Here is a 16,013-nt window from a genome sequence, read left to right as displayed (position 1 = left end):
ATGGGCGAGGAAAGAAATGTCGAAAAAGAGACCCGGATGTGGGTAATTAGCGAGTTAAGTTCCACGGGGAACAGTGAGGTGGTATCTCATAAATCCCTTAAGGAATCCAGTGTGCTTCAAAGCGATGAGAGAATTGCGGCAGCTGCCGCTTCTCTGGCCGAAGGTAAGCTCATCGCTTTTCCAACCGAAACGGTCTATGGACTGGGAGCAGATGCCCGCAGCACGGAAGCGGTCGAAGGAATTTTCGAAGCCAAAGGCCGTCCGTCGGACAATCCGCTGATCGTGCATATTGCGGATCGTGCGGAGCTGGATGCTTTTGTACAAGGCGTATCGGAAGCGGACGAGAAGCTGATGGACGCTTTCTGGCCGGGCCCGCTGACGCTGGTCCTGCCTGTGCGGCCGGGAGCCCTGTCGCCGAAGGTCACGGCGGGACTTGATACGGTAGCGGTTCGGATGCCGGACCATGGCATTGCCCTGGCGCTTATCGCAGCGTCGGGCTGTCCGCTCGCGGCGCCAAGCGCGAACCGCTCGGGACGTCCAAGCCCGACCCTCGCGAGCCATGTGCGCGAGGACCTGGACGGCCGCATCGACGGAATTGTCGATGGCGGTCCGGCCGGCGTGGGCGTCGAGTCGACCGTCGTGCGGACGAACACCGCAGGCGGTGCGACCGTGCTGCGCCCGGGCGGCATCTCGGCCGAAGAACTCGGCCGGGTGCTCGGCGCGCAGGTTGGCGCCGTGTCCGCGGATTATACCGCGGACATCGATCCCGAGGCGGCCCGAAGCGAGGCTGGGGCTCGCGGAGAAGCGCTGAACCCGGCACGTGAAGGTGCCGCCGGAGCAAAGCCAGGTGATACTGGACCTGCGGCAGTACACGGGGAGCCGGAGGAGGCACCGCGCTCGCCGGGGATGAAGTACACGCACTACGCGCCGAGCGGCCGGCTCGAAGTAGTGCTTGGTGCGGAGGAGCGTACCGCGGACTGCATTCGCGGGCTGCTTGCCGCGGCACAAGCGCGCGGCGAGAAGACCGGGGTGCTCGCATTCGAGGAGCACTTGGAGAGCTACCGCGGTCTAGCAGATGTTGTGCTGTCGCTTGGCAGCGGCAGCGATCTGCGGGAAGCGGCAGCGCGGCTGTACGCTGCGCTGCGTCGTTTCGACGAAGAGGGAACAACTTACATGCTCGCCGAAGGATGCGGGGAAGAAGGCATCGGTTCTGCCGTTATGAATCGGATCAGCAAAGCGGCCGGCGGCCGGGTCCACCGCGTCTGAAATAGACGGTTTGTTTAAACAGAGCGTAAAGCAAAGGAGGCGGTTCGCTTGAAACGCATTTTATTCGTATGTACAGGCAATACGTGCCGCAGTCCAATGGCCGAAGCGCTGCTGCGGCGAATGGCACAAGAGCGGGGCGTTCGGGTGGAAGTTCGTTCGGCCGGCGTCTCGGCATCGCAGGGAGTACCGATTTCCCGCCAGGCAGAGGCGGTGCTGCGCGATCAGAATATTAGCGATCGGATAACGTCTTCGCCGCTCGATCGGGAGCTGGTGGAGTGGGCCGATCTGATTCTTACATTGACGGAATCGCACAAAAGCCATGTGATTCGCTGTTTCCCGGAAGCCGTTGAGCGTACTCATACGCTTAAAGGATATGTGGAAGACGATCCTCGTGTGCTGGCTGACCTGGAGGAGCTGGACAGTCTGCTGGCATCCGCTCAATTGTCACGGGCTCTCGGTGAATCTCCGGATACCTCGCAGCAGCAGCGAGTGATAGAACTGCAGCAGCGTATCCCGGTCTTCGATATTTCCGATCCGTTCGGCGGCTCGCGCGACGACTACGAAATAACGGCAGCGGAAATCCGCACGGCGCTTGATCGGCTTCTCGGCAAGCTGGAACGCGGATAAGGAAGTTTTCCTATCATTGAACAAGCCCGCGTCTTTGGACAGGGCTTTTCTTTTGGTGTCTTTCGGTGTCTCTTGCTGTATCTCTTGTTTTGATTTTTGATTTTTATCCGTCTTTCTAGTGCTGAAAAAAGCGGGACAGAACCTGTTACCCGTAGGTGTAAAGGTAATCTGAAAATTCAAAAGTCGAACAAATTCCGAACGCCCATCCGTACTATCCGTTTTTTGTCCGTATTTCGCTCGAAAATCAGTTGATTTTTGAGCATTGTTGCCTTATGATGAAGGTGAAAATGCAGACCCGGTGTAACTGGCGACGAAGTGGGTTCAACCACGATGGAGCACCGGAGTTATCGGCCGGTCGCCTGGGCATAGAGCAGCTTCGCGTATTACGCGTGGTCGCTCTTTTTGTTTTTTTATCAGCTTTCGAAAATCTACAGCGACTTTGATGCACGTATTTCACTTTTCCATATCCGACTTTTCTAGGTGCCCGACTTTCCTTTACGCCGCTTCGGCGGTATGATCGTTAGAGGAACGTCGGATCGTTCCGGCGAATGGCATCCAGAGAAGGAGTGACGAATATGGAACAGGAACGCGAAGACTCGATCCGCTCTCAGGCGGCGCTCGCTGTACGGGAGCTGGCGGAAACCGCCGGACTTAAGGCGGGCAAAGTGCTGGTGGTTGGAACCAGCACAAGTGAAGTAGCCGGAAGGCATATCGGCACTTCAGGCGCGCTTGAAGTGGCGCAGGAGCTGCTCGCCGGTATCCGCGAGGTACAGCAGGAATTTGGCTTTGACACCGTGTATCAATGCTGCGAGCATCTGAACCGGGCGCTTGTAATGGAACGCTCCGTATTAGAGCGGCTTGGGCTTCAGGAGGTTTCGGCGGTGCCGATACCGAAAGCCGGCGGCTCCATGGCGTCCGCCGCTTATCGCAGCATGGAAGAACCGGCGCTGGCGGAGACGATCGAGGCCCATGCGGGGCTTGATATCGGAGAGACGCTGATCGGCATGCATCTGCGCCGTGTAGCGGTGCCGCTGCGTTTGTCGGTACGCCAAATCGGGGAAGCGCGGGTAAATGCAGCGCTGACCCGTCCACCGCTGATTGGCGGGGATCGGGCGGTATACCGTCTTCCGGAAGAGGCGGATTCGACTTTCTGCGAGTAATGAAGGCTTTAATTGCGCCCATCTGCTCTGCAGCATACCAAGCAGGTTCTGTGTAGAACCTGCCTGGTAGATACCTATGCACTTCGCCACTTCACGGTATTGAAGAAGCGGCCTGAGAACGGCTGCGGGATTAATGAACACAGACAATACTTTTAAAACCAGGGAGGAATACGTAAACATGGAGCACTTGAGAAAAAGCGATCCGGCCGTACTGAAAGCAATGGGATTGGAACTGGACCGTCAAAAAGCCAATATTGAACTGATTGCTTCCGAGAATATTGTCAGCGAAGCGGTTATGGAAGCAATGGGTTCTGTTCTGACCAATAAATATGCCGAAGGTTATCCAGGCAAGCGCTACTACGGCGGCTGCGAGCACGTCGACGTGGTAGAAGATCTGGCACGCGACCGTGCTAAAGAATTGTTCGGCGCAGAACATGCCAACGTACAGCCGCACTCCGGCGCTCAAGCCAATATGGGTGTGTATCTGGCAACGCTCAAAGCGGGCGACACGGTACTGGGTATGAACCTGGCGCACGGCGGACACCTTACACATGGCAGCCCTGTTAATGCTTCCGGTATTCTCTATAATTTTGTAGCTTACGGTGTGCGTGAAGACAACTTCCGCATCGACTACGACGAAGTGCGCAAGACGGCGTTCAAGCATCGTCCTCGTATGATCGTGGCAGGAGCCAGCGCATATCCGCGTACAATCGATTTCGAAGCAATGGCTTCGATCGCTCATGATATCGGCGCACTGTTCATGGTCGATATGGCGCATATCGCGGGTCTTGTAGCAGCCGGCGTTCATCCGTCCCCGGTTCCGCATGCTCACTTCGTTACCACAACAACACATAAGACGCTGCGCGGACCTCGCGGCGGTATGATTCTGTGCCAGAAGCCTTGGGCGCAGGCAATCGACAAAGCGATGTTCCCAGGCATTCAAGGCGGACCGCTTATGCATGTGATCGCATCGAAAGCCGTTGCGTTGGGCGAAGCGCTCGATCCGTCGTTCAAAGTATACGCGCAGAACGTTGTCGATAATGCCAAAGTATTGGCTGAGACGCTGATCGGCGAAGGCATCGAAATTGTATCTGGCGGAACGGATAACCACCTGATGCTGATCGATACGCGCGGTGTAGGCATCACCGGCAAGGAAGCCGAGCATGTACTCGATTCCGTCGGCATTACGGTCAACAAAAATGCGATTCCGTTCGATACGGCAAGTCCGTTCATTACAAGCGGTATCCGGATCGGCACGCCTGCAGCGACTTCGCGCGGCATGGATCAGGATGCAATGAAGTCGATCGGACGGATTATTGCTTCCGTACTGAAGGCGTCGAAGGACGAGAACGTATTGGCTAAAGCACGCGCGGATGTTAAGGAATTGACCGACCGCTTCCCGCTGTATGCAGACATGAAATACTAAGCGTATCTTCTTAATAAAAGTGCGAAAGCCCGGTTCCTCGTGGAGCCGGGCTTTTTGGCGTGTGCTCCTTTTCTGATGAACAGCGAGCGGCAGACACCTACAGACCACTGGAGTATTGAAGTATATATTTTTAAATTTATGGAAAATATTAAGAGATGAAAGATACCAGCCAAAAAAGGGTATATAAAGAATACGTTTTGCAATCGCTTTATTGCTTATGCTCGAACTTTTCGATTTTTGGTTTGAGTGTATGCCGCAATTTAGGCATGTGTGCAGCTCGTGAATCCTTCCGATCCAGGCGCCCTCGGAAGAGCCCGCGAATTTGCGCATAGGCTTCAGCCAACGCTTACGAACGAATTCTCCGACCGCAGCGGAATGCCGGTTGTCCGATCCGCAGTCCAAGACGCGTTCCGCAGCCAAAGGCATCGATTTTTACACTTTTTACAGAGGAGAGGATTCGGATTGAGCCGTAAAAAACTTTCGCAGTGGACGCAGCAGCTCGTTTTCGTAGGTCCCACGACGATCTTCTTCGTTCTGATCGTCATGATTCCGTTTCTGCTCGGGATTTACTATTCGATGACAAATTGGAACGGCGTATCGCGCGACCTTGAGTTTGTCGGTCTGCGCAATTATGCTCACATCTTTACCGCCGACCCGGATTTCCGAAATGCGTTTTGGTTTACCGTGCGCTTCACCATTGTAGCGGTTATTTTGACAAACCTGCTGGGCTTTTTCCTTGCTTACTTTCTCATGAAGCCGCTTAAGAGCAAGAATGTACTGCGGACTGTCTTCTTCATGCCCAACATGATCGGAGGCCTGCTGCTCGGATTTATCTGGCAGTTCATTTTCGTACGCGGCTTCGCTGCAATCGGCCAAGCAACAGGTATTTCTTTCTTCAATCTGCCTTGGCTGGGCAATGAATCGACCGCTTTCTGGGGAATTGTCATTGTATTCGTCTGGCAGTATGCCGGCTACCTGATGGTTATCTACATAGCCTCGCTCGGCAACGTCTCCAAGGACGTCCTTGAGTCGGCGTCGATCGACGGTGCCAAGCCGGGACAGGTGTTATGGAAAATCATCATTCCGCTCGTCATGCCAGCAGTGACCGTCTGCCTGTTCCTGACGCTGTCGTGGTCGTTCAAAATGTTTGATCTGAATTTGGCGCTGACTAACGGCGGGCCGTTCAACGCGACTCGTTCCGTAGCGCTCGATATTTACCGGGAAGCATTCACGAACAGCCGTCTGGGCCTCGGTACGGCCAAAGCTGTCATCTTCTTCGCCATCGTTGCGATCATTACGGCCCTTCAGGTCCGTGCTACCAAGAACCGGGAGGTTGAAGCTTAATGGAACAAGATTCGAGATATCGTGTACGAACGCTGGTCATCGAAATCCTGCTCATTCTAATCGGCCTGTTGTTCTTGGTCCCTTTCTATTTCCTGCTGTCAAATTCCTTGAAGACGTTCGGAGAAATTCTGTCTGATGCCGCAGCTCTGCCGAGCACGCTTCAATGGGCCAACTACAAAGCCGGTTGGGAAGCGATCGACTTTCCGTCCGCGCTCAGAAATTCGCTGATCGTTACGATTGCCAGCAACCTGCTGCTTGTTCTATTCAGCTCGATGGCCGCTTATCAGATGGTACGCCACAATACGGTATTCAATCGCGTTCTATTCGGTCTGTTTGTGGCTGCCATGGTCATTCCTTTCCAGTCGATCATGCTGCCGTTGATGGACGTAACGAGCCGCGTAGGACTCAGTGACAGCCTCTGGGGGCTTATCCTCTGCTACCTGGGCTTCGGTGCTCCGCTGTCGGTCTTTCTGTTCCATGGCAACATTAAATCCATTCCGCTGGAGATTGAGCAGGCGGCGCAGGTGGACGGAGCAGGCACATACGGCGTCTTTTTCCGAATTGTCTATCCGATGCTTCGCCCGATGTACGTGACGATCATCATTCTGAATACGCTGTGGATTTGGAACGATTATCTGCTGCCTTCCCTAATCTTGACGAGCGAAAATCTGCGAACGATTCCGATCGCCACGTTCATGCTGTTCGGTCAGTATACGAAGCAGTGGGACCTGGCGCTTCCGGCACTTGTACTCGGAATCGCTCCGGTCATCATTTTCTTCCTGGCCATGCAAAAATATATCGTGTCGGGCATCGCGGCCGGCGCCGTGAAAGGGTAAAGGAGGAAAAACCATGCTGAAGAGAAAACTAATGCTTCTGCCTGCTCTGCTCCTGACCGCCGCGGCCGCATTGTCCGGCTGCAGCCAAGGAGGCAGCACGGGCGGAGCCGGAGAAAAGGTCATCAATATTTATCAGGGTAAAGTCGAGATCTCCAATCAGCTTGCGGAAATGAAGCAGGTCTACGAAGAGTCACACCCTGGCGTTACGCTGAATATTCAATCGGTTGGCGGAGGGACGGATTACGCGGCCTCGCTGAAGTCACGCTTCTCCGCTGGCGCACAGCCTGACATCTTCACGATTGGCGGCTTCCAGGAGCGTGATCTGTGGCTTGAATATCTGGAGGACTTGTCGGATCAGCCTTGGGTGCAAAATATGGATCAGGTCGCAAAAGATCCCATGAGTGCGAACGGGAAGCTGTATGGTTTTCCGCTGAACTACGAAGGTTATGGCTTCCTGTACAACAAGGACATTTTTAAGGAAGCCGGCATTACGGAGATTCCGAAAACACTGAGTGAGTTGGAGCAGGCGGCTCAGAAGATCGAGGAAGCCGGCTATACGCCGTTCGTCAACGCTTATGCGGAATGGTGGGTGCTTGGCAACCACAACGTCAACGTACCGTTTGCCCGCCAGGATGATCCGGAAGCTTTTCTGAAGTCGCTGGACGACAGCAATGCCGATATCAGAAGCAACGAAATCTTTGCCGGTTGGCTGGATCTACTCGACCTGACACTTAAATACGGCAATGCCAACCCGCTGACAACCGATTATAATACGCAAATGTCTACGTTTGCGAACGGCCAGGCGGCCATGACGCAGCAGGGCAACTGGGTACAGCCGACGCTTGACGGAATCAATCCCGATCTCAATGTAGGAATGATGCCGATGCCGATCAGCGAAGATCCGGAAGCTAACGATAAGCTGTTCGTCGGAGTGCCAACCTACTGGGTCATCAACAAGAATTCGCCGGTCAAGAAAGAAGCGAAGGAACTGCTGGAATGGATGGCGACTTCGCCGGAAGGTCAGGAGTTCCTGACGACAAAATTTCAGTTCATTCCGGCGTTCAACAATATCCAGGGAGACCCTGAGGGAATTGGGAAGCTGGGCGCTGATCTAACCCAATATATCGAAGAGGGTAAAGTGCTCAACTGGTACTTCCAGCAGCTGCCGATCGGCACGCCGCAGGATTACGCCAATCTGATGCAGTCGTATATCGCGGGACGCGATACCCGGGATGAAATGCTGAAAAACCTTCAGACTTCTTACGACAATTTGAAAGTACGCTGACAAGCGCTTTGCCGAAACGGACAGATAGAAAGCCGACAAGGAAGCGAAAAGCTGCCAAGTAAGCAGGGGCGGAAGACGTAATTGCAACAACTGAAATTAAGGACTACAGCGCTATTGTGCAGGACCTTTGCATGGCTCCCAACCGGCATTTCGGTTGGGGATTTTTTTTGCGCGAAAAAGAAGGAAGGAGGCTTGTACAAATAAAGGAACACGTTTTTGTAACGGACTTTTCAAGGCTGATGCACAGAGGGCTTCGTAATGCTATAATGAACAAGATTTACGGTGCGCTGCAGGATATTACATGCTTGCAGGAACGCATCTCATAAGGAATTCGAGACGAATTTTCGAAAAAACGGACGCTGTTAAAAGGTGCCGAACATTGTACGGAGGGACGAACATTATGAGTAAACTGGTGATCTGCGATCATCCGCTGATCCAGCACAAACTGACTTTTATCCGAGACGTGAACACGAATACCAAGGACTTCAGAGAGCTTGTCGACGAAGTAGCGACATTGATGGCTTATGAAATTACGCGCGAAGTGCCGCTCGAATCCATTCCGGTAGAGACGCCGGTTACACAAACCGAAGGCAAGGTCATTTCAGGCCGTATGCTCGGTCTGGTTCCGATTCTGCGTGCGGGACTTGGTATGCTCGACGGTGTATTGAAGCTTCTGCCAGCGGCCAAGGTAGGGCATGTCGGACTGTTCCGCGATCCGAACACACTCCAGCCGGTCGAGTATTACGTGAAGCTGCCAACAGATGTACAAGAGCGCGAGTTGATCGTTATCGATCCGATGCTGGCAACAGGGGGTTCTGCCATTGCGGCGATCGACGTGCTGAAGAAACGCGGATGCACCCAGATCAAGATGATGAATCTGATTGCCGCGCCGGAAGGCGTGAAAGCGGTACAAGATGCGCATCCTGACGTGGACATCTATGTAGCGGCACTCGATGAGAGACTCGATGATCACGGTTATATCGTACCGGGACTTGGCGATGCCGGAGACCGTCTGTACGGAACCAAGTAAGAATTCGGAAAGTATGCAGATACGGTTGGATAAAAAGGTTGAAAAAGCGCTTTATAAGGAAGCTATTATAATGAAGGAACAAGCGATCCGGTTTCTTCGATGAGTCGGATCGCGAGCGGAAAGGTGAGAAAATCAACCGATGAAAAAAATTAAAGTGATGACAATCTTCGGCGTACGCCCGGAAGCGATCAAAATGGCTCCACTGATTCTTGAACTGGAGAAGCATCCGGAAGAGATTGAATCGATCGTGTGCGTCACGGCCCAGCACCGTCAGATGCTTGATCAGGTACTGGAAGTATTCAAGATTACTCCTGACTATGATCTGGACGTAATGAAGGATCGTCAGACGCTGAACGAAATTTCGATTCGAGTCCTTCAAGGTCTGGAGCCTGTGCTTCGCGAAGCAAAGCCGGATATTGTACTGGTGCACGGAGATACGCTGACGACATTCTTGGCGAGCTATGCGGCGTTCATGCTGCAGATTAAAGTCGGTCATGTGGAAGCGGGACTTCGGACGTGGAACAAGCTGTCGCCTTATCCGGAAGAGATGAACCGTCAGCTGACGGGCGTTATCGCGGATCTCCATTTCGCTCCGACCTCTTGGTCGGGAGGGAACCTGGCTAAGGAAAATAAGTCGAAGTCAAGCGTTTATGTCACAGGCAATACGGTCACGGATGTGTTTCAATATACCGTACAGCCCGATTACACTCACCCGATGCTCGATTGGGCCAAAGGAAAAAGGCTAATTCTGATGACTGCACATCGTCGCGAGTCGCAGGGCGAGCCGCATCGCAATATTTTCCGGGCGGTAAAACGGATTGCCGACGAGTTCGAAGACGTGGCAATCGTGTATCCTGTGCATCCGAGTCCTGCTGTCAAAGAGCCTGCTCATGAAATCCTCGGCGGTCATCCTCGTATTTCGCTGATCGATCCGCTCGACGTCGTAGACCTGCACAATTTCTATCCGCATACGCATTTGATCCTGACCGATTCCGGAGGCCTGCAAGAAGAGGCGCCGTCGTTCGGCGTGCCTGTTCTTGTTCTGCGTGATACGACGGAACGTCCAGAAGGCATCGAAGCCGGCACCCTGGAACTAGTGGGAACGGAAGAAGAGACGGTATATGCACGGACCCGGGCGCTGCTCAGCGACGAGACTTTGTACGAATCCATGAGCCGGGCTGCCAATCCTTACGGAGACGGCCAAGCGTCCCAGCGTATTGTCAATGCGATTCTTCACAGTTTCGGCTTCAAAAGCGAACGTCCTGAAGAATTTCACACAATGGACACAATTGATCCAGAAGTTGCATTGTGATTGACTAGGTAAACAGTATACAGTATAGCTGTACGGTTGATACGCTTTCATAGAGAAGTGCGGCATCTGCTATTGAAAAATGCTGCATTCGAAATGTGAGCATACTGACTGTGCTTTGTACAGGGTTCGGAGCGGGATTTCAGAGCGAATGAGATTCGGCGGAAACGATTGATTGATTCCATAAAAGGCAGGGATTGGTCGATTGACAGAGACTCTAGCTGTTCAGTAAAATAAAACAGACTCAGTCAGGATGCCTCATTTTAACTTATTTTTTCTGGAGGGGTAATGTGAATGATTTAACTCCTATTGTAAATACGGCATCCAGGATCATACTGCTTCTGTTGTCCGTTTTAATTTTCGGCTGGGCTCTTTTCCCTGATTATCGTCCGGTATTCTCTGGACTGGTTCTAGGCGTTGTAGCGGGTGGGTTCAATGTTCGCTTCCTTTCTTCCAAAGTTCAAGAGCTGGGAATGTTGGCTATGAATCCGGAAGGCAAACGATACAATTTCGGGTTTCTTACCCGTCTTTGCATAAGCGTACTGGTCGTGGCAGTAGCCGCAAGATTCGATCAGGTCTCGCTGGTATCAGCGGTTGTCGGGCTCATGATTCCGCAGCTGCTTACCATTCCTGTCAGTATTGTGGTAAGCATCAGAAACAACCATTGACCCGTATCACTTCGGAAAGGAGGGACAACTATGCATGACGCTCCCGTTATCAATCTCGGCGGGTTCAATCTTGACCTCTCGGCGATCATTATGCTTCTCGTCACCTGCGTGATCACATTCGCACTTGTAAAGCTGAGTATTCGGAACTTATCCGTCGAAAATCCGTCCAGAATTCAAAACTTCATGGAATGGGTCGTCGAATTCGTTCAGAACCTTATTGCAAGCACCATGGACTTGAAGAAGGGTAAGGCTTACATATCGCTCGGCCTGACGCTGATTCTCTTCATCTTCGTTGCCAACCTGCTTGGGCTTCCATTTAACCTGATTACGGATCTTCCGGCCAATTATACAGTCTTTGGTCAGCCGATTCAGGCAACTGTCGGGCTTGAAGCCGGTCAACATGCCCATGTGCTCTGGTGGAAGTCTCCAACAGCGGATATTTCCATTACTGCGGGGCTTGCAATCGTCGTGTTCATTCTGGTGAATTATCTTGGATTGCGCTTGAATAGAAAGCACTATCTGAAGCATTATGTACAACCGTTCTGGATCTTCCTTCCATTGAATATCGTGGAGAACCTGTCGAAGCCGATCGCTCTGGCCATTCGTTTGTTCGCCAACATTTTCGCGGGGGAAGTGCTGATTACCGTTATCCTGAAGCTTGGATTCTTCGGTATTCCGTTCATGGCCGCTTGGCAGGGCTTCAGTATCTTTATCGGCGCGCTGCAGGCATTTATTTTCACTATTTTAACAATGGTGTACATTTCGCAGGCAACGACGCACGAGGAAGCTCATGATTAATTGCAGTTCATTCCGAAAAAAACGTCTGTCTTAAATAGGACAGTCGGATGATTCGTATAGCTTCAAAAAACAAATATCAACCATACTTTGAGGAGGCAATTCATAATGGATTTGAACTTTTTGGCAGCAGCAATCGCAGTAGGTCTGGGCGCACTTGGCGCTGGTATTGGTAACGGTATGATCGTCAGCAGAACTGTTGAGTCCATCGCTCGTCAGCCAGAAGCACGCGGTCAACTGCAAACAACCATGTTCATCGGTGTAGGTATCGTCGAAGTTATTCCGTTGGCGGCTACCGTTATCGCCTTCCTGATCATGTTCTCTTAATATTCATACGACTGTTTGGCGGGGAGGGCTTTGCCATCCGCGCCTTCGTTTTGTTAGTATACATGCATTTGTGTAAGTACACGTTTTCAATGGAAAGGAGCGATAATCGGTGCACATCTATTGGGAAAATATATTGATTACGATCATTTCGTTCATTCTGCTCTATTTCCTGCTGCAGAAGTATGCGTTCAACAAGCTCTTCTCCATCATGGAGCAGCGCCGCGAACTGGTCATGAACCAGCTGGCTGAAGCTGCGAACAGCAAAAAAGCGGCAAGTGATTACGTCGAAGAGCAGCGTAAAGCGCTCGAACAGGCGCGTCTGGAAGCTCAAGGCATCATCGAAACGTCCAGACAAACAAGCAGTGCTCAAGCCGACATGATGCTCGAACAGGCAAAAGAAGAATCGCTGCGGATCAAAGACGAAGCTCTTCGGGATATCGAAAGCGAGAAGAACAAAGCGGTGGCTGCGCTCCGCGGCGAAGTGGGACGCGTATCCGTACAGATCGCTTCCAAGCTTCTTGAAAAAGAAATCGATGAGAAATCGAATGAAGGCCTGGTGGATCAGTACCTGAAAGACGTAGGCAGCAAATCATGAGCCGCGATAGCCGGGTCGCAAAGCGTTATGCGCGTGCACTGTTTGAAGTAACCTTTTCACAAGGGAAGGTTACCGAAACCCAGGCCGAGCTGCGCGCCATAACGGAAGTATTTGCGGCGAATGCGGATTTGAGTCGATTCATTTCTTCGCCAAGCGTATCTGTGGAGAACAAAAAGAACGCTTTGCAGGCCGGATTTGAAGGGCGAATTTCCATTCCGGTCATCCGCACGATCGAATTGTTGATTGAACGGGGACGGGCAGAGCTTTTCGGCGAATTGAGCAAAAGTTACGAGCTGATCTCAAATGAGGCGCTTGGTCTGGCTGACGCTGACGTATATACGGCGTTTCCAATGACCGAACAGGAGAAAACCGCGGCCGCTGAACGCTTCGGCGTACTGACAGGCAAACGGATTACCATCCGCAATGTGATCGACAAAAGTTTGCTCGGTGGAGCAAAAGTTGTGATCGGCAATACACTTTACGATGGCAGTCTGGCAGGCAAGCTGGCTCGTCTCGAAAAGTCGTTTGAACAGAAAGCATAGTGACAGGGGGGGAAACACTTGAGTATCAGACCTGATGAAATCAGCACACTGATTAAAAGCCAGATTGAACAGTATCAGAATGATATTGAAGTCGCCGAGGTAGGTACCGTTATTCAAATTGGTGACGGGATCGCCCGGGCGCACGGACTCGATAATGTAATGTCGGGCGAGCTGCTCGAGTTCTCCAACGGAATTATGGGCATGGCGCTCAACCTGGAAGAAGATAATGTAGGTATCGTTATCTTAGGACCTTACACGGATATTCGCGAAGGTGACCAAGTTAAGCGTACCGGCCGCATTATGGAAGTTCCGGTTGGCGAAGCAATGCTCGGTCGCGTCGTGAACCCTCTCGGACAGCCGGTCGACGGCAAAGGTCCAATCGCAACGACCGAATTCCGTCCGGTTGAAGGAAGCGCTCCAGGCGTTATCGACCGAAAATCCGTACACGAGCCAATGCAGACAGGTATCAAGGCGATTGACTCGATGGTTCCAATCGGCCGCGGACAGCGCGAACTGATTATCGGTGACCGTCAAACCGGTAAAACGACAATCGCAATTGATACGATCTTGAACCAAAAAGGCAACAATGTGAAGTGTGTATATGTCGCAATCGGTCAGAAGCAATCTACCGTCGCACAGGTTGTGGAAACACTGCGTCGTACCGGCGCACTGGAGTACACGATCGTCGTAACGGCATCGGCTTCCGATCCGGCTCCGCTTCAGTACATTTCGGCCTATGCCGGATGCGCAATGGGCGAGTACTTCATGTACAAGGGCGAGCATGCCCTCGTCATTTATGACGACTTGTCGAAGCAGGCCGCGGCTTACCGCGAACTTTCCCTGCTGCTTCGCCGTCCTCCGGGCCGGGAAGCTTACCCGGGTGACGTCTTCTATCTGCACTCCCGTCTGCTTGAGCGCGCAGCGAAACTGAGCGACGAACGTGGCGGCGGCTCGTTGACGGCACTGCCGTTTATCGAAACGCAGGCTTCGGACGTATCGGCTTACATTCCGACGAACGTAATCTCGATCACCGACGGTCAGATCTTCCTGGAGTCGGACTTGTTCTACTCGGGTCAGCGTCCGGCGATTAACGTCGGTATCTCGGTATCGCGTGTCGGCGGTTCCGCACAGATTAAGGCCATGAAGAAGGTTGCCGGTACACTGCGTCTGGATCTGGCTCAATACCGTGAGCTTCAGGCATTCTCGCAGTTCGGTTCGGATCTCGACAAATCGACGCTTGCCCGTCTTAACCGCGGTGCACGCATGATGGAAATTCTGAAGCAGGGTGTCAATCAGCCGCTATCGGTTGAACAGCAGGTTGTAAGTTTGTACACGGCGGTTAAGGGCTTCCTTGACGATATTCCGGTGGCAGACGTTCGCCGCTTCGAACGCGAGTTCTTGATTTATATGGCGAGCGAACATCAAGCGATTCTCGACTCGATCATCCAGACCAAGGATCTTACGTCCGACAACGACAAAGCCCTGGTTGCGGCAATTGAGAAGTTCAAAAAAGGATTTGCAACGACGGCATAAGTGCCGGATGCATATTTTCTATAGAAGGTTTGCGAACTTGAAGTAAGCAGTGCTGCGGTTTTCCATGAGGAAAATACGGTGCTGCCTACAAGGGTTCAGAAGACTTTCTTATACAAAGTAGGATACGGATTTACGCTTACGAAGTGGCTTTGCTCCGCAAAGTCTCACGTGTCGAGAAAGTATAATTCTGAATGAAGCGAGGAGGCGGAGGGAGAAATTCAGTGAAGGAACGATAGTGTTCGCCTTTGAAATTGAGAAAATTCTATTTGAATTTAATCCCTTTTCTCAATTTCAACACGCGACCGGAACGAATTTCTCCCGCAGCCACAACGTTTCTGTAACGAATAGGATTTTCTTGATAATTTGTGACTTTGCTCTGCAAAGTCTTTGGGAGGTGACAGAATGGCTAAAGGAATACGCGAAATCAAGCGGCAGATCAAAAGTACGCAAAATACGCGTCAGATCACCAAGGCTATGGAGATGGTTGCGGCCTCCAAGCTGCGTCGTGCACAGGAGAAGACGGAAGCGGCGCGTCCTTACTCGGAAAAGCTGCGTGAAGTCGTAGCAAGCATCGCTTCCGGCAGCACCGGAGTTCGTCATCCAATGCTCGAAAAACGCGCAGTACGTAAAACGGCTTACTTGGTTATTACATCGGATCGCGGTCTTGCTGGCGGTTACAATGCTAATATTCTGCGCCGGGTATCGAACGAGCTTCGGGATCGTCATTCTTCTCCCGACGAATACATGATTTACGTAATCGGCCGGAAAGGTCGCGATTATTTCCGCAGACGGGGCATCCCGGTCGCGGAAATGGTAACGGATCTTTCCGACGCTCCTTCGTTCGCCGATGTCAAGACGCTTGCATCCCGAGCAGTCAGAGATTACGAGCTCGGCAACTGCGATGCGTTGTACTTATGCTATAACCAGTTTGTTAATGCGCTTACTCAAATTCCACAGGTCGAAGGACTGCTGCCAATGGAGCCGGTCACTTTCGATGGTGCGATGCAAAGCTATGAATTCGAACCTTCGCCTGCCGAAGTTTTGGACGTGCTGCTGCCTCGTTATGCCGAGACGCTGATTTACAAAGCTGTTCTTGAAGGAAAAGCAAGTGAACTTGGCGCGAAGATGACTGCCATGGGTGCAGCGACTAAGAATGCATCCAAGCTGATCAACGAGTATACCTTAACGTACAACCGTGCACGTCAGGCAGCCATTACACAGGAAATTACCGAAATCGTGGCCGGCGCTAATGCCGCACAAAGCTGAAGCT

16 protein-coding genes and 1 riboswitch are annotated in these 16,013 nt (G+C 52.2%); all 16 genes read left to right on the top strand.

From position 1 onward, the window contains the following. The 16 genes from F456_RS0109580 (at window position 1) to atpG (ending at window position 16,009) form a co-directional block, all read left to right on the top strand. On the top strand, window positions 1–1,266 hold the full coding sequence (locus tag F456_RS0109580) for an L-threonylcarbamoyladenylate synthase (protein WP_018976804.1): 1,266 nt from the start codon (window positions 1–3) through the stop codon (window positions 1,264–1,266). A gap of 48 nt (window positions 1,267–1,314) precedes the next feature. Further along, the gene (locus F456_RS0109575) at window positions 1,315–1,893 is read left to right on the top strand and encodes a low molecular weight protein arginine phosphatase (RefSeq protein WP_018976803.1); all 579 of its coding nucleotides are present in this window, start codon (window positions 1,315–1,317) and stop codon (window positions 1,891–1,893) included. A 290-nt stretch (window positions 1,894–2,183) separates the two neighbouring features. Beyond that, window positions 2,184–2,265, top strand: a riboswitch (ZMP/ZTP riboswitch). A 203-nt stretch (window positions 2,266–2,468) separates the two neighbouring features. Continuing rightward, window positions 2,469–3,053, top strand: coding sequence for a TIGR01440 family protein (locus tag F456_RS0109570; RefSeq protein ID WP_018976802.1), 585 nt, complete (start codon window positions 2,469–2,471; stop codon window positions 3,051–3,053). Between the two features lie 178 nt (window positions 3,054–3,231). Next, window positions 3,232–4,479, top strand: a complete 1,248-nt coding sequence (locus F456_RS0109565; RefSeq protein ID WP_018976801.1) for a serine hydroxymethyltransferase — start codon at window positions 3,232–3,234, stop codon at window positions 4,477–4,479. Between the two features lie 462 nt (window positions 4,480–4,941). Beyond that, the gene (locus tag F456_RS0109555; RefSeq protein WP_018976799.1) at window positions 4,942–5,823 is read left to right on the top strand and encodes a carbohydrate ABC transporter permease; all 882 of its coding nucleotides are present in this window, start codon (window positions 4,942–4,944) and stop codon (window positions 5,821–5,823) included. Next, on the top strand, window positions 5,823–6,659 hold the full coding sequence (locus F456_RS0109550) for a carbohydrate ABC transporter permease (protein ID WP_018976798.1): 837 nt from the start codon (window positions 5,823–5,825) through the stop codon (window positions 6,657–6,659). The genes F456_RS0109555 and F456_RS0109550 overlap by 1 nt, the downstream gene beginning before the upstream one ends. A 13-nt stretch (window positions 6,660–6,672) precedes the next feature. Further along, complete coding sequence (locus tag F456_RS0109545) at window positions 6,673–7,944, top strand: ABC transporter substrate-binding protein (RefSeq protein ID WP_018976797.1); 1,272 nt, start codon at window positions 6,673–6,675, stop codon at window positions 7,942–7,944. 400 nt (window positions 7,945–8,344) lie between these two features. Beyond that, window positions 8,345–8,974 carry a uracil phosphoribosyltransferase gene (gene upp / locus F456_RS0109540; RefSeq protein ID WP_018976796.1) on the top strand — a complete coding sequence of 210 codons (630 nt, stop codon included), beginning with the start codon at window positions 8,345–8,347 and terminating at the stop codon, window positions 8,972–8,974. Window positions 8,975–9,113: 139 nt separating this feature from the next. Next, the gene (wecB, locus tag F456_RS0109535; RefSeq protein WP_018976795.1) at window positions 9,114–10,286 is read left to right on the top strand and encodes a non-hydrolyzing UDP-N-acetylglucosamine 2-epimerase; all 1,173 of its coding nucleotides are present in this window, start codon (window positions 9,114–9,116) and stop codon (window positions 10,284–10,286) included. Window positions 10,287–10,573: 287 nt separating this feature from the next. Continuing rightward, complete coding sequence (locus tag F456_RS0109530; protein ID WP_018976794.1) at window positions 10,574–10,951, top strand: ATP synthase subunit I; 378 nt, start codon at window positions 10,574–10,576, stop codon at window positions 10,949–10,951. Between the two features lie 30 nt (window positions 10,952–10,981). Then, the gene (gene atpB, locus F456_RS0109525; RefSeq protein ID WP_018976793.1) at window positions 10,982–11,749 is read left to right on the top strand and encodes a F0F1 ATP synthase subunit A; all 768 of its coding nucleotides are present in this window, start codon (window positions 10,982–10,984) and stop codon (window positions 11,747–11,749) included. A gap of 111 nt (window positions 11,750–11,860) precedes the next feature. Continuing rightward, on the top strand, window positions 11,861–12,073 hold the full coding sequence (atpE, locus tag F456_RS0109520) for a F0F1 ATP synthase subunit C (RefSeq protein ID WP_026293774.1): 213 nt from the start codon (window positions 11,861–11,863) through the stop codon (window positions 12,071–12,073). 109 nt (window positions 12,074–12,182) lie between these two features. Beyond that, entirely contained in the window at window positions 12,183–12,668 is a 486-nt protein-coding gene (gene atpF, locus F456_RS0109515) for a F0F1 ATP synthase subunit B (protein ID WP_018976791.1), read from the top strand. Next, complete coding sequence (locus F456_RS0109510; protein ID WP_018976790.1) at window positions 12,665–13,210, top strand: F0F1 ATP synthase subunit delta; 546 nt, start codon at window positions 12,665–12,667, stop codon at window positions 13,208–13,210. Before atpF ends, F456_RS0109510 begins: the two co-directional genes overlap by 4 nt. Before the next feature lie 18 nt (window positions 13,211–13,228). Further along, window positions 13,229–14,743 carry a F0F1 ATP synthase subunit alpha gene (gene atpA / locus F456_RS0109505; RefSeq protein WP_018976789.1) on the top strand — a complete coding sequence of 505 codons (1,515 nt, stop codon included), beginning with the start codon at window positions 13,229–13,231 and terminating at the stop codon, window positions 14,741–14,743. Between the two features lie 402 nt (window positions 14,744–15,145). Further along, window positions 15,146–16,009 carry an ATP synthase F1 subunit gamma gene (gene atpG, locus F456_RS0109500; protein WP_018976788.1) on the top strand — a complete coding sequence of 288 codons (864 nt, stop codon included), beginning with the start codon at window positions 15,146–15,148 and terminating at the stop codon, window positions 16,007–16,009. The last annotated feature ends 4 nt before the right edge of the window (window positions 16,010–16,013 follow it).

It is taken from the genome of Saccharibacillus kuerlensis DSM 22868, from assembly GCF_000378145.1.
GTDB classification, from domain to species: domain Bacteria; phylum Bacillota; class Bacilli; order Paenibacillales; family Paenibacillaceae; genus Saccharibacillus; species Saccharibacillus kuerlensis.
This window is presented reverse-complemented; position numbering and strand designations above follow the sequence as displayed.

Excerpts from the sequence above, each read along its gene's own strand:
- F456_RS0109550 (WP_018976798.1), top strand. The coding sequence starts at position 5,823 with ATGGAACAAGATTCGAGATATCGTGTACGAACGCTGGTCATCGAAATC.
- F456_RS0109545 (WP_018976797.1), top strand. The coding sequence starts at position 6,673 with ATGCTGAAGAGAAAACTAATGCTTCTGCCTGCTCTGCTCCTGACCGCC.
- atpG (WP_018976788.1), top strand. The coding sequence starts at position 15,146 with ATGGCTAAAGGAATACGCGAAATCAAGCGGCAGATCAAAAGTACGCAA.
- upp (WP_018976796.1), top strand. The coding sequence starts at position 8,345 with ATGAGTAAACTGGTGATCTGCGATCATCCGCTGATCCAGCACAAACTG.
- F456_RS0109565 (WP_018976801.1), top strand. The coding sequence starts at position 3,232 with ATGGAGCACTTGAGAAAAAGCGATCCGGCCGTACTGAAAGCAATGGGA.
- F456_RS0109510 (WP_018976790.1), top strand. The coding sequence starts at position 12,665 with ATGAGCCGCGATAGCCGGGTCGCAAAGCGTTATGCGCGTGCACTGTTT.
- F456_RS0109580 (WP_018976804.1), top strand. The coding sequence starts at position 1 with ATGGGCGAGGAAAGAAATGTCGAAAAAGAGACCCGGATGTGGGTAATT.
- F456_RS0109570 (WP_018976802.1), top strand. The coding sequence starts at position 2,469 with ATGGAACAGGAACGCGAAGACTCGATCCGCTCTCAGGCGGCGCTCGCT.
- wecB (WP_018976795.1), top strand. The coding sequence starts at position 9,114 with ATGAAAAAAATTAAAGTGATGACAATCTTCGGCGTACGCCCGGAAGCG.
- atpB (WP_018976793.1), top strand. The coding sequence starts at position 10,982 with ATGCATGACGCTCCCGTTATCAATCTCGGCGGGTTCAATCTTGACCTC.